Genomic DNA, 19357 nt, shown 5'->3' with positions numbered 1-19357 from the left:
CTGTGGCACCGTCCGGCCCGCCCCGCACCGGTCCGGTGGTCAGTCCTCGCGGAGGTACTGGTTGGCCCAGGCGCTGATGATCCGGGCGGCGCGCTGCGCCTGACCGGGTCGCGTGAGCAGGTGGTCGGACCCCTCGAGGGAGACGAAGCTGCGCGGGTGGCGGGCCGCGGCGAAGATCTTGCTCGCGTTCTCGATGCCCACGACCTGGTCGGTGGGCGAGTGCATGATCATCAGCGGGGTGTCGAGCTCGGAGATGCGGTGCTCCAGGTCGGCGTCCCGGACGTCCTCGACCATGCCGCGCTTGAGGTTGAGCCGCTTGCCGCCGACCTGCCAGACGGCGTTGCCCTCCTCCAGCACCTGGTCGACCAGGTCGTCGTAGTGGTTCTCGGCGTGGCTGGGGTCGAAGGGTGCGCACACGGAGGCCACCGCCCGGACGCCGGGGATCTCGGGCGCGGCGGCGATCGCGGCGGCGCCACCCCAGGAGTGGCCCACGAGCAGCTCGACCGGGGTGCCCCGGTCGGCCATGAACTCGGCGGCGCGCACGACGTCGGCGACCTTGATCGTGAAGGAGCCGTCGCCCCAGTCACCCTCGGAGTCGCCGAGACCGAGGTTGTCGAACCGCAGCATGCCGATGCCCTCGGCCGCGAGCTGCTTGGAGATGCGCGCTGCCGCCGGGGAGTCCTTGCCGAGCGTGAAGCCGTGGACGAACACGCCCCAGCCGCGCACCTCCCCCTCCGGCTCGTCGATGATGCCGGCCAGCATCGGTCCGGTGCTGCTCGCGAACGTCACGCGCTCCGCCATGATGACTCCTCCTGCCGTCGTGCGGCACCATTGCCCCAGGAGCCTATGTCGCCCGCGGCTGCGTCCGCCTGGTGACCAGGCACACTCCGCAGATCCATCCCCCCGACAGGATGCCCGGGATACCATCCCGGTATGGAGATCGACCTCCGCCACCTCCGGCTCGTGACCGTCGTCGCGGAGCACGGCAGCGTGACCCGCGCGGCCGCCGCGCTGGGGATGGCGCAACCTGCCCTGACCGCGCAGCTCAACCGGATCGACGACGCCCTCGGCGGCTCCGTGTTCGTCCGGGACCGCCGCGGTACCCGGCCCACCCCGCTGGGCGATCTCGTCCTCCGGCACGCCCGCGTGCTCCTGCCGGCCATGGACGCGTTCGGCGAGGACGTGCGCCGCCACGTCAGCGGCCGGACCGACGTCGTGACCGCGCTCCGGGTGGGGACCGTCGCCACGGTGCTGGGCGGGATCTTCCTCAACCGGTTGCGCGCCGACCTGACCGGCATCGCGCTGACGTCGTTCACGGCGTGGTCGGCGCAGGAGGCGACCCGGCGGCTCGCGGCCGGTGACCTCGACCTGGCGCTCGTCGGCGCCTGCGAGAACGAGGTGCTGCCCACCGACGGCGACGTGGTGTGGACCCGGCTGTTCACCGACCCGGTGTTCGTGCTGCTCTCCGACGCGCACCGGCTGGCCGACGACGAGGTCGTCCCGCTCGGCGAGCTGGCGGAGGAGTACTGGCTCTCGGCACCGGGGGAGGGGTGCTTCGAGCGGTGCTTCGTGGCGGCGTGCGTCCGGTCCGGCTTCACCCCGCGTGAGGTCAGCGAGACCGAGCGCGCCTCGGCCATCGAGCAGGTGCGGGACAACCACGCCGTCGCGCTGGTGCAGCCGCTGCTGCTCGACCAGCCGGGGGTGACGCCCGTGGCCCTCGAGGGCGAGCCTCTCGCCTGGACCCAGTACGTCGGCTGGCGTCGCGACGCCGAGAAGCGGTTCGACGTCGAGGCCGTGCGTGCGGCCGCGCACGAGGCCCACCGCCAGGCCGTCCGGCGCACCCCGGCCTACGAGCGGCATCTCGCGCAGCGCTAAGCTGCATCGACCCTGGGCATCGGCCCTGGCGACCGGTAGCGTGCGGCGGTGATGAGCCCTCGACATGCCGTGCCCTCGTGGCGTTCGCCCGTTCGGCTCGGTGTCCCGTTCGTCATCGGCCTGGGCCTGCTGGCCGTCCTGGCCGGGGTCGCCCCTGACGCGCTCCGGTCGGGTCCGGAACGAGCGGATCCCGCGGGATCGACCGCGGCGGCGCCGGCCGGGCCGTCGTTCGTCCGCCCCGTGGGTCCCCCCGGCGTGACGGACGCCGCAGGGCCGGGGGATCCGGGGCCGTCCCCGGACGTCGCCGCGAACCTCGGGCCGGCGATCGTCGTGGACGGCGAACGCTCGACGGAAGAGGTCGCCCCCGCGGTGCGGGTGCAGCCCGCCCCGTCGCCGACACCCGACCCCCGGGCGGCCTCGGAGAAGCCGGGGGGCGAGGGCTCCGGTCACGCGGACGGTGAGGGCCCGGCAGGCGCCGCGGCCGCCGCGGTGCTCGAGCTCGTCAACGCGGAGCGGGCGGACGCCGGGTGCGGACCGCTCCGGCAGGACCCCGAGCTCGACGCGCTCGCGACGGCGCACTCGCAGGACATGCGCGTGCGCGACTACTTCGACCACACCGACCCCGACGGTCTGACCCCCTGGGACCGGGCGGACGCCGCGGGCGTGAGCGGGCTGGCGGCCGAGAACATCGCCGTCGGTCAGCCGGACGCGGCGGCGGTCGTGCAGGCCTGGATGGACAGCCCCGGCCACCGGGCGAACATCCTCGAGTGCTCGCACACGCGTCACGGCCTCGGGAAGGAACCCGGCCAGGGCGGCCCGTGGTGGACCCAGGTCTTCGGCCGCTGAGAGCTCGCGCCCTCGGCCGCCGACGGCGGGAGACTGGATCATGACCGTGCTGAGATCCGTCGTCCTGTTCGTGGCCGCCGCCCTGTTCGAGATCGGCGGCGCCTGGTTGGTGTGGCAGGGCGTCCGCGAGCATCGGGGCTGGCTCTGGATCGGTGCGGGGGTGATCGCGCTCGGCCTGTACGGGTTCTTCGCGACGCTGCAGCCGGACGCCCACTTCGGCCGCATCCTGGCCGCCTACGGCGGGGTGTTCGTCGCCGGGTCGTTGGTCTGGGGGATGGCGGTCGACGGGTTCCGCCCGGACCGCTGGGACGTGATCGGCGCCCTCGTCTGCCTGGTCGGCGTCGCGGTGATCATGTACGCGCCACGCCCGGCCTGACGCGCGCGTCCGTCACGGTGCCCCGGGCGTCCTGGGGGAGTCCGGCAGCGGTTCGACCCCGGGCAGCACGGCCCGGAGGATCGCCTCGATCGCGAACGCGGTCGACTCAGCCAGGTCGACGACCTCCGGGTCGAGCAGCCACTGGGTCTGCAGTCCGTCCATCACCCCGATGACGGCGCTGGCCGCCCGGACGGCGTCCTGCTCCGCGAGGTCGATGCCGCGCTCGTCCGCGACGGTGCGCAGCGCCGACGCGATGTCCTCGCGCAGCACCCCGAAGCGGGTCCGTGCCCGGTCCGCGGCCGGGTGCCCGTCGGTGACGGCCTCGCCGGTCAGGACCGTGTAGGCCTGCACGATGCCGCGGCGGTCGGCGTTGCGGCGGGCCGTGGTGACCAGGTGCCGGAACAGCTCGAGCCCGCCGGGGATGTGCTGGCCCTCCAGGTGCTCGACGTCGACGCGGTCGCGGTACTCGAGCACCTCCCACAGCAGCCGGTCCTTGCTCCCGAAGTGGTGCAGCACCCCGGCGTGCGTGATGCCGACCTGCTCCGCGACCTCGGCGAGCGAGCCGGCGCGGTACCCCTTGGAGCCGAACACGCGGGCGGCGGCCGCCAGGATCTCCTCGCGCCGCTCGGCACGGGGGACGCGGCGGGACCGGGGAGGTGTGGCCTGGCTCATGACGTCACCATACTGTGATCCAATCCACTTACTAACAAGTAAGTAAGTATGGTTCACTGTGACGCGACGCACAGCCGCGCCGGAACAGGAGACATCGCGTGTCATCGCCGACCGCCCTCCCGACGACCGTCGGGACACCCACCGAGGAGACCGTCCTGGACGGGCTCCTCACCCGCCTGACCGCCGAGGAGAAGGTCTCCCTCGTCGTCGGTGCGGGCATGTGGTCGACCCGCGGGATCGAGCGCATCGGGCTCGCGCCCGTCGTCATGTCGGACGGCCCGGTCGGTGTGCGCCGGCCCGACGGCTCGTCCAGCTCCGCGATGCTGCCGGCCCCCTCCGCGCTCGCCGCCACCTGGGACGTCGCGGCGGCCCGCGGGGTGGGCCGCCTGTTCGCCGCCGAGGCCCGCCGCCACGGGGTGCACCTGGTCCTGGCACCCCAGGTGAACCTCCAGCGCACCCCCGTCGCCGGCCGGCACTTCGAGTGCTACAGCGAGGACCCGCACCTGACGGCCGAGGTCGCCGTCGCGGTCGTCACGGCCGCCCAGGAGGACGGCGTCGGCATGTGCGTCAAGCACTACGTCGCGAACGACTCCGAGACGGACCGCACCCGCTACCTCGCCCGGGTCGACCCCCGCACGCTGCGCGAGGTCTACCTGGCGCCGTTCGAACGGCTCGTCGTGGCGGGCGCGTGGAGCGTCATGGGCGCCTACAGCGGCGTCGACGACGGCACCACCGCCGCACAGGTGCTCGAGCACCGGCCGCTGCTGACCGGGGTGCTCAAGGACGAGTGGGGGTTCGACGGGCTCGTCGTCTCCGACTGGGTCGCCACCCGCTCCGTCGCGCCGGCAGTCCGCGGCGGGCTCGACCTGCAGATGCCCGGTCCCGACGGCGCCTGGGGCGACGGCCTGGGCGCGGCCCTCGAGACCGGGGCGGTCACCGAGGCCGACCTCGACGACAAGGTGCGACGTCTGCTGCGGCTCGCGCACCGGGTCGGCCGCCTCACGCCGCCCGGCGACGACGCCGCGGTCCCGGAAGGTCGAGCCTCGCGACCGGCCCCGGCGTTCGCCGTGCCCGAGGCGCGCGAGACGTTCCTGCGCGAGCTCGCCGGGCGCTCCACCGTCGTCCTGCAGGACCGCGCCGGGCTCCTGCCGCTGCCGGGCGTCGAGGACCGCGCGCCGCTGCGCGTGGCGCTGCTCGGGGCCGCCGCCGTCGAACCGTTCTTCCAGGGCGGGGGCTCCTCGTTCGTCGTCCCCGACCGGCTGTCCTACCCGGCCCCCGCGCTCGCCGAGGCGCTGCCGGAGGGGTCGCACCTCGACGTCGTGGCGGGGTCCCGGGCGCTGCGCAACCCGCCTCCCCTGGACCTGGACCGGTGCACGGACCCCGTCACCGGAGCACCGGGGATGCGTCTCGAGGTGCTCGACCGGACCGGTGCGGTGCGCCGTGCCGAGACGCGGACGCGGTGGGACGGCTGGATGACCGACCTGCACGCCGAGGACGTCACCGTGCGCCTGAGCGCACGGGTCGACGTGGCCGAGCAGGGCGTCCACGAGATCGGGGTCGGCACGGTCGGCGTGCACCGCGTCGTGCTGGACGGCCACGAGATCGCCGCCGGTGACGTCGTCGCCACCGAGGACGTCATCCTCGCCTCGGCCCACAACCACCCGGTCGCCGCCACGGCGCGGGTCACGGGGTCGTCCGCCGAGCTCGTCGCCGAGCTGCAGGTCGTCCACCCCGTCGGCTACGACCGGTTCGTCCGCGCCCAGCTCGTGCACCGGCGCCCCGGACCCTCCGCCGAGCAGGAGCTCGACGCCGCCGAGCAGGCCGCCCGCGCCGCCGACGTCGCCGTGGTCGTGGTGGGCACGACCCACGAGGTCGAGTCCGAGGGGTTCGACCGCACGGACCTCGGGCTGCCCGGCAACCAGGACGAGCTCGTCCGCCGCGTGGCGGCCGTGAACCCGCGCACCGTCGTCGTCGTCAACGCGGGCGCCCCCGTGCTCCTGCCCTGGCTCGCCGAGGTGCCCACGGTGCTGTGGGGCTGGCTGCCGGGGCAGGAGGCCGGGGCCGCGCTCGCCGACGTGCTCACGGGGGTCACCGAGCCGTCCGGCCGGCTGCCCTGGACCCTGCCGGCGCGCGCCGAGGACGTCCCGGTGCCGCACGCCGTGCCGGCCGACGGCGTCGTCGACTACACCGAGCGGCTCGACGTCGGCTACCGGGCCTGGGAGCGCCGGCGCGACGCCGACGGCGCGGCCTCGCGCCCGGAGCCGGCCGCCCCCTTCGGGCACGGCCTCGGCTGGACCACGTGGTCGTACGAGGCGGCCGAGCTCCTCGACCCGCCCGTGGACCCCACGGCCGGTGCCGTGGTGCGGGTCCGCGTGCGCAACACCGGGCCGCGGTCGGGCCGGGAGGTCGTCCAGGTGTACGTCGAGCCGCCCGCCGGGACCGCCGTCCGTGACCCGGCCCGGCCCGTGCGCTGGCTCGGCGGGTTCGCCGTCGTCGACGTCGCGCCGGGCGGGACCGCCGAGGTCGACGTCACGGTCCCGCGCCGCGCACTGCAGACGTGGGACGCCCACGCGGGCTGGACCACGCCGTCGGGCACCTACCGGCTCGTGGCCGGCCGCTCCGTCCGTGACCTGCGGTGCCCCGTGGACGTCCCCGTCCACGGGGCCACCGACCGACCGTCCCCCCAGGAACGCTCCACCGAAGAACACGTGCAAGGAGGCACACCGTGAGAATCCGCAAGCTCTCCGCGTCGCTCGCCGGGGTCGCCGCCGTCGCTCTGCTGGCGACGGCGTGCGGCGGCGGTGGCGACACCGACACCAGCGCCGACACGGCCGACGACCAGACCGCCGCGGCCACCGGCGAGGTCCTGACCGTCGGCATGCCGAACGGGACCCAGACCGAGAACCAGTCGCCCTTCGCGACCGGCTCGGCCGCCCTGTCCCTCGGCTACGCCTTCGTCATCTACGAACCGCTGATGATGGCCAACGACGCCAAGCCCGCCGAGGAGCCGCAGCCCTGGCTCGCGGAGTCCATCGAGTGGAACGACGACTACACCCAGGCCGTCGTCACGCCGCGCGAGGGCGTCACCTGGTCCGACGGCGAGGCGTTCGACGCCGAGGACGTGGCCTTCTCGATCCAGCTCCGCCAGGACCACGAGGGGCTGAACACCTCGGCCCTGCCGATCGAGTCCGTCGAGTCCGACGGGACCACCGTCACCGTGACCTTCGGGTCCCCGCAGTACGTCAACACGGCCAAGCTCGCCGACATGCTCATCGTGCCCGAGCACCTGTGGGCGGACGTCGAGGACCCGACGACGTACACCAACACCGAACCGGTGGGCACCGGCCCGTACACCCTGGAGTCCTGGACCCCGCAGGCGGCGACCGTCGTGGCCCGCGACGACTACTGGGGCGGCGAGCTGTCCGTGCCGGAGATCCGCTACTCCTCGTACAACGACAACAACGCGCTGACCACGGCGCTCACCACCGGTGAGGCGCAGTGGGGCTGGACGTTCATCGCGGACTACGAGAACGTCTACATCGCCGCCGACCCGGAGCACTACCACCAGTACGCGGCGGCCGGGCTGGGCATCGACGCGCTCTTCGTCAACAACGAGGAGAAGCCGTTCGACGACGTCGCCTTCCGCCGGGCGCTCAACATGGCCCTGGACCGGCAGTCGATCACCGACGTCGCCACCTCCGGCGTCAACCCGCCCATCACCAGCGTCACCGGGCTGCCGCTGCCCGCCGGTGAGGAGTTCATCAGCGACGAGCTCGCCGGCGAGGAGCTGTCCGCGGACGTCGAGGGCGCCAAGCAGGTCCTCACCGACGCCGGGTACACCGGGGTGGGCGAGCAGCTCGTGGACCCCGACGGCGAGCCCGTCACCTTCGAGCTGACCAACCCGGCCGGCTGGAACGACTACCTCACCGCGCTCGACCTCATCAAGAACGCCGCGGCCGAGCTCGGCGCCGAGGCCACCGTCCAGCCCGCGAACGCGGACGGCTGGTTCGCCGACATCGTCCCGCCCGGCAACTTCGACGCCACGCTGCACTGGACCGACGGCGGCGCCACCCCGTGGGACCTGTACTCCAACATGATGGACGGGGCGCAGTACGAGCCGCTCGGTGAGCCGGCGTCGTGGAACTTCGGCCGCTACCGGAACGAGGACGTCACCGAGGCGCTCGCGACCTACGCCGCGACGACCGACGACGCCGAGCGCTCCGAGGCGCTGGCGACGATCCAGCAGCACTTCGTCGAGGACGTCCCCGCCATCGCCCTGTGGGCACGTCCGGCCACGGCGCAGTACTCGACCGTCAACTACGTCGGCTGGCCCTCGGAGGAGGACCCGTACAACCAGCCGCAGCCGACCGGTTCGCAGGCGCTGCAGATCCTGCTCGAGCTCGAGCCCGCGACGGACTGACCAGGACGTCGCGGTCCCGTCCCGCCGTCCCTTCCCACCCAGGTGACCGCATGAGTACCTCAGCAACCGACCCGTCCCCGGCCGCCACGGAGCGCGACGTCCCGGTCCTGCGCGCCGTCGGCCTGACCAAGCACTTCCCGGTCCGCGGCCGCCGCGGCGCCGTCGTCCACGCCGTGGACGACGTCGACCTCACGCTGCACCGCGGCGAGGTCGTCGCCCTGGTCGGCGAGTCCGGGTCCGGCAAGTCGACCATCGCCCGCCTGCTCGCCCAGCTGATGCCGCGCACCGCCGGGAGCCTCGAGCTGCACGGCCGGGACGCGACCGTGCGTCGTCGCCGAGGATTCCGGGCCTACGTCGGGCGCGTCCAGATGATCTTCCAGGACCCGTTCGGCTCGCTGAACCCGGTCCACACGGTGCGGTACACGCTCTCGCGCAGCGTGCGCATCCACCAGGGCAGGCTGCGCGGCGCCGAGCTGGAGACCGCGATCGAGCGGTTGCTCGAGCGGGTCCGGCTCAGCCCCACCGAGCGGTACATCGACAAGTTCCCGCACGAGCTCTCCGGGGGTCAGCGGCAGCGCGTCGCGATCGCCCGGGCCCTGGCCGCCGACCCCGAGGTGCTGCTGGCCGACGAGCCGATCTCGATGCTCGACGTCTCGATCCGGCTCGGCATCCTCAACCTCCTGCAGGACCTGCGCGACCGTCTCGACATCGCGATCCTCTACATCACGCACGACATCGCCTCGGCCCGCTACTTCGCCGACCGGACGGCCGTGATGTACGCCGGGCGGGTCGTGGAGACCGGTGACAGCGAGTCGGTCACCCAGGACCCGCGGCACCCGTACACCCAGCTGCTCATCGGCTCGGCGCCGGACCCGGACGACCTCGCGACCCGGGCCCACGGGGCTCGCGGCGAGGCCCCCAGCCTCGTCGACCCGCCCGCCGGGTGCCGGTTCCACCCCCGCTGCCCCTTCGCCACCGACGTGTGCCGCACCGAGACGCCGGCGCTGATCGAGGTCGCCGCGGGACGCGCGGTCGCCTGCTGGGGGTACGCGGACCGTGCCGACCGCCCGCGCCTCGGCGACGTCCTCGACGCCTACGGGCGGCGCACCGACGAAGGAGGGACCCCGTGAGGTTCGCCGTCCGCCGCACGATCTTCTACCTGATCACCGCGTGGGCCGCGGTGACCATCAACTTCCTCATCCCGCGTCTGATGCCGGGGGACCCGGTGACGGCCCTCATGGGGCGCATGCAGGGACGGATCGACTCCAACGCGGAGGAGTCCATCCGGGTCCTGTTCGGCCTCGACACCAGCTCCTCGATCTGGCAGCAGTACGTCGACTACTGGGGTCTGCTGCTGCGCCTCGACCTCGGGCTGTCGTTCACGTTCTTCCCGACGCCGGTCGCCGAGATCGTCCAGCAGGCGCTGCCGTGGACGATCGGGCTGGTGGGGATCGCCACGATCATCGCCTTCGTCCTCGGGACGTCGATCGGCGTCGCGATCGGGTGGCGCCGGGGCACCTGGGCGGACGCCCTGCTGCCGATCACGACCTTCTTCTCCGCGGTGCCGTACTTCTGGCTCGGCCTCATCGCGATCACCGTGTTCTCGGTGACGCTCGGCTGGTTCCCCTCCTCAGGCAGCTACGACCGCGGCATGGTGCCCGCGTGGTCGTGGGAGTTCGTGGGCTCGGTGATCTACTACGGCTTCCTGCCCGCGCTGACGGTGGTGCTGTCCTCGATCGCCGGCTGGATCCTCGGGATGCGCAACATGGTCGTCACGGTCTCCTCGGAGGACTACGTCACCGTCGCGCACGCCAAGGGCCTGCCGGAACGCACCGTGATGGTCGGCTACGCCGCGCGCAACGCGATCCTGCCGCAGGTCTCCAACTTCGCCCTGTCCCTCGGGTTCGTCGTCGGCGGCACCCTGATCATGGAGATGGTCTTCTCCTACCAGGGCATCGGCTACACGCTGTTCCAGGCGGTCAACACCCAGGACTACCCGCTGATGCAGGGCTGCTTCCTCGTCATCACGCTCGCCGTGCTCGGCGCGAACATCATCGCCGACTTCGTCTACGCCGCGCTCGACCCGCGCGCCCGTCAGGAGGGGTGACCCATGGCCCAGGACACGTCGCTGGTCGAGTCCGAGACCGTCGTCGAACCCGCCGTCGAACACCGGACGCGCGACCCGCGCCGACCGAAACGGTTCCTGTTCCTGCGCAACGGCAAGGCCCTCACCGGGATCGGCATCCTGCTCTTCTTCGGCGTCCTGGCCGTGGTCGGGCCGTGGATCGCCCCCTACGACCCCAACCAGGTCTCGGTGGACCTGCTGCAGCCGCCGTCGTGGACGCACTGGCTCGGCACCGACCACACGGGGCGGGACATCCTGTCCCAGATCGTCGTCGGTACCCGCGGGGTCCTCGTGGTCGGGCTCATCGCCGGGGTGTCGGCCACCGTGCTCGGCGTCGTCGTCGGCGTGACGGCAGGGTTCGTCGGCGGGGCCGGGGACGAGACGCTCTCGGCGCTGTCGAACGTGTTCCTCGTCATCCCGCAGCTGCCGCTGATCATCATCATCGCCGGCCAGCTCCCCACCGCCGGCGGTGTCACCGTCGCGCTCGTCATCGGGGCGACCGGCTGGGCGTGGGGCGCGCGGGTGATGCGCGCCCAGACGCTCTCGCTGCGCAAGCGCGACTTCGTCGAGGCGGCGCGGGCCAACGGCGAGCGCACCTGGCGCCTCGTGCTCGCCGAGGTGCTGCCCAACCTCACCGCGATCATCGCCGCCGGGTTCGTGGGCACCGTGACGTTCGCCGTCATGTCCCAGGTGACGCTGGCGTTCATCGGCATCACGCCCGTCTCCGACTGGAACTGGGGAACCATCCTGTTCTGGGCGCAGAACAACCTCGCGCTGCAGCGCGGCGCCTGGTGGTGGTTCGTCCCGGCGGGCCTCTGCATCGCCCTGCTCGGCATGGCGCTGACGCTGGTCAACTTCGGCATCGACGAGTTCGTCAACCCGCGCCTGCGCAGCACCGGGATGAACGCCCGCGTCCTGCGGCGCCGGCGCATCCGTCCGCGGATCGGCTTCACGCCGGTCCTGCGCACGCCACCGGGGGCAGGACCCCGTGCCGGCGCCGCCGCCGGCCCGACCCGCAAGGAGCGCTCATGACCGCCTCGACCCTCGACGTGCCCGCCCCGACGGGGGCGGTCGGCGAGCCGGTGCTCGAGATCGAGAACCTCTCGGTCGACTACGGCTACGTCGACGACGCCACCCACGTGCTGCGGGACGTCTCGCTCACCCTGCACCGCGGCGAGGTCCTGGGCCTGGCCGGCGAGTCCGGCTGCGGCAAGTCGACCCTCGCCTACGCCGCGACCCGGTTGCTGCCGCCCCCCGGGCTCATCACCTCCGGCAGCGTGCACTTCACCGACCGGGACGGACGACGCACCGACGTGCTGCGCCAGAGCGACGCCGAGCTGCGCGCCTCGCGCTGGCGGGACACCGCGATCGTGTTCCAGGGGGCGATGAACTCGCTGAACCCCGTCTACCGCGTCGGCCGACAGATCGCCGACGGCATCCTGGCGCACCGTCCGGGCATGCGCCGGCGGGAGGCCTGGGACCAGGCCGCGTCGCTGCTGGAGATGGTCGGGATCAACGCCGACCGGCTGCGCGACTTCCCGCACCAGCTCTCCGGCGGGATGCGTCAGCGGGTCATGATCGCCATGGCGCTCGCGCTGGACCCGCAGGTCCTCGTCATGGACGAGCCCACGACGGCGCTGGACGTGGTCATGCAGCGGCAGATCGTCGAGGAGATCGCCGACCTCCGGCAGCGTCTCGGCTTCTCCGTCGTCTTCATCACCCACGACGTGTCGCTCCTCATCGAGATCGCCGACCGCATCGCGATCATGTACGCGGGCGACATCGTCGAGGACGCCGGTGCCGAGGAGATCTACCGTCGGCCCCGGCACCCCTACTCGTCGGCCCTGCTGCACTCCTTCCCGCCGCTGCGGGGCGAGCGCCGTGAGCTGACGGGGATCCCCGGGGCCCCGCCCGACATGCACCGGCTGCCGCCGGGCTGCCCGTTCGCGCCCCGGTGCGCGCACGCGATGGACGTGTGCCGGGAGGTGCGGCCCGGTCTGACCGCCACGGCGCTCGGGGACCGGGGCGCGCAGGAAGCGGCGCGCCGCGTGGCCTGCCACCTGCACGACCCGGCGTCGGCCGGGGCCCACGGCCTGCCCCCGGACCTGTCCCGCTGACCCGGACGCGTCGCCGTCCGGAGAGTGCACCGGCCGTCCACCGGAACATCACACGGACTGGTTATCCTGACCTGCATGAACGGCGACTTCCACGAGGTCCCGGTCGCGCCGCCCCGGCCGACGGGCGCGACGACCGCACAGGGATCGCGGCCGGTGGCGCAGGTCGCCGCACCTCCGCAGCCCGAGACCCGTCCGCTGGCCCAGGCCGCGGCGGCGGTGATCGCGCTCGTGGCCGCGCTCGGGGTCTGGCTCACGTACCGGGTGCTGGTCACGACCCTGCCCGGTCAGCAGCTCGACGACCTCGCCCGCGACGGCGCGCTCTACGGGCAGGACAGCCTGTGGCGGGTGGCCGAGCCCGTGCTCGACGTCGTGTCGGTGGCGTTCGTGGTGGCCGGGATCGGCGCCGCGATGCTGGTCGCGGTGGTCCGTCGACGGTGGGTCGTGGCGCTGCAGGTCGCGGCCCTGGTCGGCGGGGCCAACCTCACCACCCAGGTGCTGAAGCACTACCTGCTGACGCGCCCCGACCTGCTGCCGGGCTGGTACAGCGGCAACACGCTGCCCAGCGGGCACACCACGGTGGCGGCCTCCGTCTCGGTCGCGCTGCTCTTCGCCACCCCGCGGGCCTGGCGGGCCGTCGTCGCGCTGCTGGGTGCCTCGTACACGGCCGCGACGGGTGTGGCCACGCTCGTCGGGCAGTGGCACCGGCCGTCCGACGTCGTCGCGGCCCTGTTCGTCGTGCTCGCCTGGGGCGCCCTCGTGTGCGCCCTGACGCCGTCCTCGTCGCTCGACGTCGCCCCGCGCCGGCACCGACTGCCCACGGGCGAGGCCCGGCCGAACGCCTTGTCGTCGCCCGGTTCCTCCGTGGTCGCGGGACTCCTGCTCCTCAGCGCCCTGGTCGCCGGCACGGTGGCCCTCGCGGGCGGCGTGCGGCTCGTCGACGCCGCCAGCGTGCCCATCGGCGAGGACGTCACCGCCTACGCGGTCGGGGTCCTCGGCGTCCTCGCCGCCACCGCGGTGACGTTCGCGCTGCTCCTCCTGATGCGTCAGGCGACGGCACGACCGCGGGACTGAGCGCCGCCGCCCGGTGGTGGCCCTGTGGACCGCCGTGCGCCGGGCCGGGCGTGCCTCGGTAGAGTTCCGCCGTCGTCGAGCGTGTCGTACCGTGACAGGACGCGACGCTCCCGGCGCCGCGTCCCGCCATCACCGTCGGAAAGCAGGAACGGATGCCTCAGGCCCGCAAGCTCGTGATCGTCGAGTCCCCGACGAAGGCTCGCAAGATCCAGGGCTACCTCGGCGACGACTACGTCGTGGAGGCCAGCGTCGGCCACATCCGTGACCTCCCGCAGCCGTCCGAGCTGCCGGCGGAGATGAAGAAGGGGCCGTACAAGAAGTTCGCCGTCGACGTCGACAACGGCTTCGAGCCCTACTACGTCGTGCACGCCGACAAGAAGTCCAAGGTGCGGGAGCTGAAGGCCGCGCTGAAGGACGCCGACGAGCTGTACCTCGCCACGGACGAGGACCGCGAGGGCGAGGCCATCGCCTGGCACCTCATCGAGGAGCTCAAGCCCAAGGTGCCCGTCAAGCGGATGGTGTTCCACGAGATCACCCGCGAGGCCATCACCCGGGCGCTCGAGAACACCCGTGACCTGGACGACGACCTCGTCGACGCCCAGGAGACCCGCCGGATCCTCGACCGCCTCTACGGCTACGAGGTCTCGCCCGTCCTGTGGCGCAAGGTCCGCCAGGGCCTGTCCGCGGGCCGGGTGCAGTCCGTGGCCACGCGGCTGGTCGTCGAGCGCGAGCGGGACCGCATGGCGTTCGTCACCGCCGACTACTGGGACGTCACCGGCTCCTTCGCCCCCGAGTCCGGGGACGACGCCGGCCAGCTCTTCCGCGCCCGCCTGACCGGTCTGGACGGCGACCGGGTCGCGACGGGTCGCGACTTCGACGACCTGGGCCGCCTCAAGGTGCGCACCGGCGTCGTACACCTCGACGAGGCCGCCGCGGGGGCGGTCGTCGCCGGGCTCGACGAGGCGGCCTTCACGGTCCGGTCCCTGGAGACCAAGCCGTACTCGCGCAAGCCCGCCGCGCCGTTCACCACCTCGACCCTGCAGCAGGAGGCGTCGCGCAAGCTGCGCATGGCCTCGCGGCAGACGATGCGCACCGCGCAGGCGCTGTACGAGAACGGCTACATCACCTACATGCGGACCGACTCGCCGGCGCTGTCCGCCGAGGCGACCGACGCCGCCCGGCGCCAGGCCGCCGAGCTGTACGGCTCCGAGTACGTGCCCGGTGCGCCGCGGCTGTACGCCTCGAAGAACAAGGGCGCGCAGGAGGCGCACGAGGCGATCCGTCCCGCGGGCGACTCCTTCCGCACCCCGGCGCAGGTGGCCGGTGAGATCTCGGGGGACCAGTTCAAGCTCTACGAGCTCATCTGGAAGCGGACCGTCGCCTCGCAGATGGCCGACGCCAAGGGGTCGACGGCGTCCGTCAGGCTGGGCGCCCGTCTCGGGGACGGCGCCGGTGACCGGGCCGGTCGCGACGCCGTCTTCTCGGCGTCGGGCACGGTCATCACCTTCCGCGGTTTCCTCGCCGCCTACGAGGAGTCGACGGACGTCGAGACCCCTGAGGGCGGCGGCTCCGCGCCCGCCGGCCCCAAGGAGAGCCGGCTGCCGCGCATGGCCGAGGGCGACGCCCTGGCGGGGACGGAGATCGCGGCCGAGGGGCACTCGACGAGCCCGCCCGCGCGCTACACGGAGGCGTCGCTGGTCAAGGCGCTCGAGGAGCTCGGGATCGGGCGCCCGTCCACCTACGCGGCGACGATCTCGACGATCCAGGACCGCGGCTACGTGCGCACCAAGGGCCAGGCCATGGTGCCCACGTGGCTGGCCTTCGCCGTCGTGCGGCTGCTGGAGGAGCACTTCGCCCGGCTCATCGACTACGACTTCACCGCCGAGATGGAGGCCGACCTCGACCAGATCGCGTCCGGTGACCGGGAGCGCCTGGCCTGGCTGACGCGGTTCTACTTCGGGGACGGCTCCGGCGGCGACGAGCAGTGGGGTCTGCGCGACCTGGTGGAGAACCTCGGGGAGATCGACCCCGTGGTCATCAACTCGGTCGAGATCGGCGAGGGCATCCGGGTCCGGGTCGGTCGGTACGGGCCGTACCTGGAGGACCTGCGGGCGGAGCCGGGCAAGGACGGCAAGGCGCCGCGGGCCTCGGTGCCCGACGACGTGGCCCCGGACGAGCTGACGGTCGAGAAGGCGCGTGAGCTGCTCAAGGCCGGTGCCGACGACGGGCGCGTGCTCGGTGTCGACCCGGAGTCGGGCCACGAGATCGTGGCGAAGAACGGCCGCTTCGGACCGTTCGTCACCGAGAAGCTCGACCTGCCCGAGATCGACCCGAACCTCTCCCAGGCAGCCCAGAAGAAGGCGAAGGCCGCCCAGCCCAAGCCCCGCACCGGGTCGCTGCTGAAGACCATGTCGTTGGACACGGTGACGCTGGAGGACGCGCTGCGGATCCTGTCGCTGCCGCGCGTGGTGGGCACCGACCCGGAGACCGAGGAGGAGATCACCGCGCAGAACGGCCGGTACGGGCCGTACCTCAAGCGGGGCACGGACTCGCGGTCCATCGAGTCCGAGGAGCAGCTCTTCACGATCACCCTCGACGAGGCGCTGAAGGTCTTCGCCCAGCCGAAGCGTGGCCGGGGCCGGACGGCGACCCCGCCGCTGCGCGAGCTCGGTGACGACCCGACCAGCGGCAAGCCGATCGTGGTCAAGGACGGGCGGTTCGGTCCGTACGTGACCGACGGCGAGACCAACCGGACGCTCCCGCGGGACGCCACCCCGGAGTCGATCACGGCCGAGCGGGCCATCGAGCTGCTCGCCGAGAAGCGGGCCCAGGGGCCGAAGAAGCGCAGCACGTCGGCCAAGAAGTCGACCGCGAAGAAGCCGGCCGCGAAGAAGACGACCGCGAAGAAGTCGTCGACGACCAAGAAGTAGCGGTCAGCTGCCGGTCGCCCGCCGGTAGGCCGCCGCTCCCGCGGTCCCCGTCCGGCGCCAGGCGGTCGCCGCGGGGCCGCCGTCGAGGGGGACCGAGGCGTGCCAGGCGTACGTCGTGGGCCAGGTGCGGAAGACCGGCAGCACCGTGGTGACGAGGCGCATCAGCCACGGCAGTCGGCGCGGACGCCACCGCCGGGTCACCGCGAGCTCGACCTCCGCGCGACCGTCGACGACCTCGACGCTCCAGGTGCCGCCCGTGAGCAGCGCGTCGTCGAGCAGCACGCGCCACGCACCATGACGGGCGTCGCCGTCGGCGAGCTCGCCCGGGTCCGGCAGGGGCGGGCGGAAGAGCACCCGCGCGGCATGTCCGTCCGCGGTGGCGCGGACGCCCCGCAGCGCGTCCCCGTCGGTGGGAGCGGCCTCCCCGGGCCCGCCCGCGACGGCCGGGGGATCGCCGTCGCGGTTCAGCTCCAGCACCCACAGCCGGCCGGAGGTCTTGACCAGCAGCCTGCCGTGGAGGCGGCCTGCGGGCAGCCGGCCGGTCGCCACGTCCCGGCCCCCGATGCGGACCACGGGGTCGTGACCCGGGACCGCGCGCAGCAGGTCGAAGCTCGGCATCCACACGAGCATCAGCGAGGCCGGCTGCCGGATCGCGGCACCCAGGGGCGCGAGGAGCGCTGCCGGCCGCCGGGGGCCGGCAGCGCGGTCGTCGACGTCGATCTCGACCACGCGGCCGTCGGCGTCGGCGAACCGCACCTGCGCCACCGTGCCGGCGACGCTCACCTCGAGCCGGTCCCGGTCGAAGTCGATCTCGCGCCACGACCGGATGCCGCCGCCGATGCCGTAGCGGGCGCGGTCCAGCCGCAGGCCACGCTGGACGGCGTAGTCGACGGTGCCGTCCGCCCGGCGGGTGAGGAACGCGAGCATTCCGGTGCCGTGGTCGGGGTCGTCGAACCGCTGGAGCTCGAAGCCGTCGTAGACGGGGTCGTCGGCGAGCTCGGCGTTGAGCATGGCGGGGACCTGTCCCAGGCGCAACGAGATCGGCACGGCAGCGTGCGGCGTCGTCATGGCGGCCCCCGCGCGGTCAGTCGGGGTGGCGCTCGACGACGTAACGGTGGCCGTCGGCCCCGGTGACCTGTTCGTAGGTGCTGTGCAGGCGGGCCTCGCGAGCCAGGTCCTCGGCGCTCGGGGGCACGGGCGGTGTCCTGCGGATCGACGCCGGCCCGAAGACCGGCAGGAACGACTCGGTGAACCGCATGCCCCAGGTGCGGTCGTCGTCCGGGCGGCGGCGGAACAGTCCCACGGCGTCTCCTGATGTGTGGCCCACCAAAGATTGGTGCACCAACTATATGTCGGACCGGAGGGCTCGGCCTACCCTGAGCGCATGGACCGACCGGTGGATCCCCTCGCGCTCGAGACGCAGGTCTGCTTCGCGCTGTCGGCGGCGTCCCGGGCGATGGTGTCGCTGTACCGCCCGGTGCTCGAGCCGCTCGGTCTCACCCACCCGCAGTACCTCGTCCTGCTGGGCCTGTGGGAGGACGCCGGTGCAGGGCGCACCACGACGGCGACCGGGCTCGCCGGCCGGCTGTACCTCGACCCGGGCACGCTCTCGCCCCTGCTCAAGCGCCTGGAGCAGCAGGGACTCCTCGAGCGGCGACGGTCCGCCGCGGACGGGCGCGTGGTCGAGGTGCACCTCACCGAGGCCGGCCGGGCCCTGCGGTCCGAGGCGGTCGAGGTGCCGGGTCGTGTCGTGGCGGCCTCGGGGCTCGGCCTCGACGACCTCGATCGGGTGCGCGCCGCCTCCGCGGCGGTGATCGCCGCCGCCCACCGCGACGCCGCGCCTACGGTGGACCCATGACCGATCGCACCGCCGCCACGCCGTCCACCTACGCCGCCCGTCTCACCGCCGACGACCTCGCCGGCACCGTGCCCGACCTGATGGCCGCCCCGGCGATCCGGTGGGGGGTGCTCGGTGCGGGGAACATCGCCGGGTCCTTCTCCGACGGCGTCCGGGACCGCACGGCGTCGCGGGTGACCGCCGTCGGCTCCCGCTCGGTGGACAAGGCCCAGGCCTTCGCCGACGCCCATGCACCGGGTGCGCGGGCCCACGGGTCGTACGAGGACCTGGTGGCGGACGACGACGTCGACGTGGTCTACGTCGCCACCCCGCACTCGCACCACCTCGAGCACGCCCGCCTCGCGATCGCCGCCGGCAAGCACGTCCTCGTGGAGAAGCCGCTCACCCGCTCGGTGGCCGAGTCGCGTGCGCTGCTCGACGCCGCGCGCGAGGCCGGGGTGTTCCTGCTGGAGGCGGTGTGGACCCGCTACCTGCCGCACGTCGCGGCGATCCGCGCGGCGATCGCCCGCGGCGAGATCGGCGAGGTGCGCACGGTGCTGGCCGACTTCGACATCTACCGGGACTACGACCCGACGCACCGGCTGTTCGCCCCGGAGTTGGCGGGGGGTGCGCTGCTGGACCTCGGCATCTACCCGATCACCCTCGTGCACGACCTGCTGGGCGTGCCGGCCGAGACCGTCGCCCGCGGGACGCTGGCGGAGACGGGCGTCGACGACCACGTCAGCATGATCCTGCGGTACGAGTCCGGCGCCCAGGCGGTGCTGCACACGTCCTCCACCGCCAAGGGCGCGGCCGGCGCCCGCATCATCGGCACGCGCGGCCACATCGAGATCCCCGAGTGGTTCTTCACCCCGACCGGCTTCCGGGTGGTGCGGGACGACGGCACCACCTGGTCGTTCACCTCCCCGGCGGGGGAGGGCAAGGCGTACGAGGCCGCCGAGGTCGCCCGGTGCCTCGCGGCCGGGCGGACCGAGAGCCCGCGGATGCCGTGGGAGCACACCCTCGAGGTGATGAGCATCCTGGACGACGCGCGCGCCCAGCTCGGGGTCGTCTACCCCGGCGAGTGA

General features: G+C 73.4%; 17 protein-coding genes. 13 read left to right on the top strand and 4 right to left on the bottom strand.

Features of this window, described 5'->3' with window-relative positions:
- Positions 1-39: 39 nt before the first annotated feature.
- Positions 40-801 carry a S9 family peptidase gene (locus Q6349_RS02135; protein WP_304602657.1) on the bottom strand — a complete coding sequence of 254 codons (762 nt, stop codon included), beginning with the start codon at positions 799-801 and terminating at the stop codon, positions 40-42.
- A gap of 132 nt (positions 802-933) precedes the next feature.
- Here Q6349_RS02135 and Q6349_RS02130 point away from each other — a divergent pair, with 132 nt between their 5' ends.
- The 3 genes from Q6349_RS02130 to Q6349_RS02120 are packed head-to-tail and all read left to right on the top strand — an operon-like array spanning position 934 to position 3097.
- Positions 934-1875, top strand: coding sequence for a LysR family transcriptional regulator (locus Q6349_RS02130; RefSeq protein WP_304602656.1), 942 nt, complete (start codon positions 934-936; stop codon positions 1873-1875).
- A 51-nt stretch (positions 1876-1926) separates the two neighbouring features.
- Positions 1927-2721 carry a CAP domain-containing protein gene (locus Q6349_RS02125; RefSeq protein WP_304602655.1) on the top strand — a complete coding sequence of 265 codons (795 nt, stop codon included), beginning with the start codon at positions 1927-1929 and terminating at the stop codon, positions 2719-2721.
- Between the two features lie 40 nt (positions 2722-2761).
- A complete protein-coding gene (locus tag Q6349_RS02120; RefSeq protein WP_171246494.1) occupies positions 2762-3097 on the top strand; it encodes a YnfA family protein in 336 nt (111 codons plus the stop codon).
- Positions 3098-3109: 12 nt separating this feature from the next.
- On the opposite strand, the gene Q6349_RS02115 is transcribed toward Q6349_RS02120, so the two are convergent.
- On the bottom strand, positions 3110-3769 hold the full coding sequence (locus tag Q6349_RS02115; protein ID WP_304602654.1) for a TetR/AcrR family transcriptional regulator: 660 nt from the start codon (positions 3767-3769) through the stop codon (positions 3110-3112).
- Between the two features lie 98 nt (positions 3770-3867).
- Between Q6349_RS02115 and Q6349_RS02110 the strand changes: the two genes are divergently transcribed.
- From Q6349_RS02110 to topA, 8 genes are all read left to right on the top strand, one after another.
- Positions 3868-6498, top strand: coding sequence for a glycoside hydrolase family 3 protein (locus Q6349_RS02110; protein ID WP_304602653.1), 2631 nt, complete (start codon positions 3868-3870; stop codon positions 6496-6498).
- Positions 6495-8189, top strand: a complete 1695-nt coding sequence (locus tag Q6349_RS02105) for an ABC transporter substrate-binding protein (RefSeq protein WP_304602652.1) — start codon at positions 6495-6497, stop codon at positions 8187-8189. The genes Q6349_RS02110 and Q6349_RS02105 overlap by 4 nt, the downstream gene beginning before the upstream one ends.
- Before the next feature lie 50 nt (positions 8190-8239).
- Positions 8240-9319 carry an ABC transporter ATP-binding protein gene (locus Q6349_RS02100; RefSeq protein WP_304602651.1) on the top strand — a complete coding sequence of 360 codons (1080 nt, stop codon included), beginning with the start codon at positions 8240-8242 and terminating at the stop codon, positions 9317-9319.
- A complete protein-coding gene (locus Q6349_RS02095; RefSeq protein WP_304602650.1) occupies positions 9316-10296 on the top strand; it encodes an ABC transporter permease in 981 nt (326 codons plus the stop codon). The genes Q6349_RS02100 and Q6349_RS02095 overlap by 4 nt, the downstream gene beginning before the upstream one ends.
- A 3-nt stretch (positions 10297-10299) precedes the next feature.
- Complete coding sequence (locus Q6349_RS02090; RefSeq protein WP_304602649.1) at positions 10300-11346, top strand: ABC transporter permease; 1047 nt, start codon at positions 10300-10302, stop codon at positions 11344-11346.
- Complete coding sequence (locus Q6349_RS02085; protein ID WP_304602648.1) at positions 11343-12431, top strand: ABC transporter ATP-binding protein; 1089 nt, start codon at positions 11343-11345, stop codon at positions 12429-12431. Before Q6349_RS02090 ends, Q6349_RS02085 begins: the two co-directional genes overlap by 4 nt.
- A 75-nt stretch (positions 12432-12506) precedes the next feature.
- Positions 12507-13502 carry a phosphatase PAP2 family protein gene (locus Q6349_RS02080; RefSeq protein ID WP_304602647.1) on the top strand — a complete coding sequence of 332 codons (996 nt, stop codon included), beginning with the start codon at positions 12507-12509 and terminating at the stop codon, positions 13500-13502.
- Positions 13503-13654: 152 nt separating this feature from the next.
- Positions 13655-16432 (top strand): type I DNA topoisomerase, encoded by a 2778-nt coding sequence (gene topA / locus Q6349_RS02075; protein ID WP_304602646.1) that lies wholly within the window; start codon positions 13655-13657, stop codon positions 16430-16432.
- 3 nt (positions 16433-16435) lie between these two features.
- Here topA and Q6349_RS02070 read toward each other — a convergent pair whose 3' ends face one another.
- Both Q6349_RS02070 and Q6349_RS02065 read right to left on the bottom strand, forming a co-directional pair.
- Positions 16436-17500 carry a hypothetical protein gene (locus tag Q6349_RS02070; RefSeq protein ID WP_304602645.1) on the bottom strand — a complete coding sequence of 355 codons (1065 nt, stop codon included), beginning with the start codon at positions 17498-17500 and terminating at the stop codon, positions 16436-16438.
- A 16-nt stretch (positions 17501-17516) separates the two neighbouring features.
- Complete coding sequence (locus Q6349_RS02065) at positions 17517-17735, bottom strand: hypothetical protein (RefSeq protein ID WP_304602644.1); 219 nt, start codon at positions 17733-17735, stop codon at positions 17517-17519.
- Positions 17736-17816: 81 nt separating this feature from the next.
- Between Q6349_RS02065 and Q6349_RS02060 the strand changes: the two genes are divergently transcribed.
- Both Q6349_RS02060 and Q6349_RS02055 read left to right on the top strand, forming a co-directional pair.
- On the top strand, positions 17817-18290 hold the full coding sequence (locus Q6349_RS02060; protein WP_304602643.1) for a MarR family winged helix-turn-helix transcriptional regulator: 474 nt from the start codon (positions 17817-17819) through the stop codon (positions 18288-18290).
- A complete protein-coding gene (locus Q6349_RS02055; protein ID WP_304602642.1) occupies positions 18287-19357 on the top strand; it encodes a Gfo/Idh/MocA family protein in 1071 nt (356 codons plus the stop codon). The genes Q6349_RS02060 and Q6349_RS02055 overlap by 4 nt, the downstream gene beginning before the upstream one ends.

It is taken from the genome of Isoptericola sp. 178, from assembly GCF_030586525.1.
Lineage (GTDB): Bacteria > Actinomycetota > Actinomycetes > Actinomycetales > Cellulomonadaceae > Isoptericola > Isoptericola sediminis.
The sequence above is the reverse complement of the archived record's forward strand: the minus strand, read 5'-3'. Positions and strand labels throughout refer to the sequence as shown.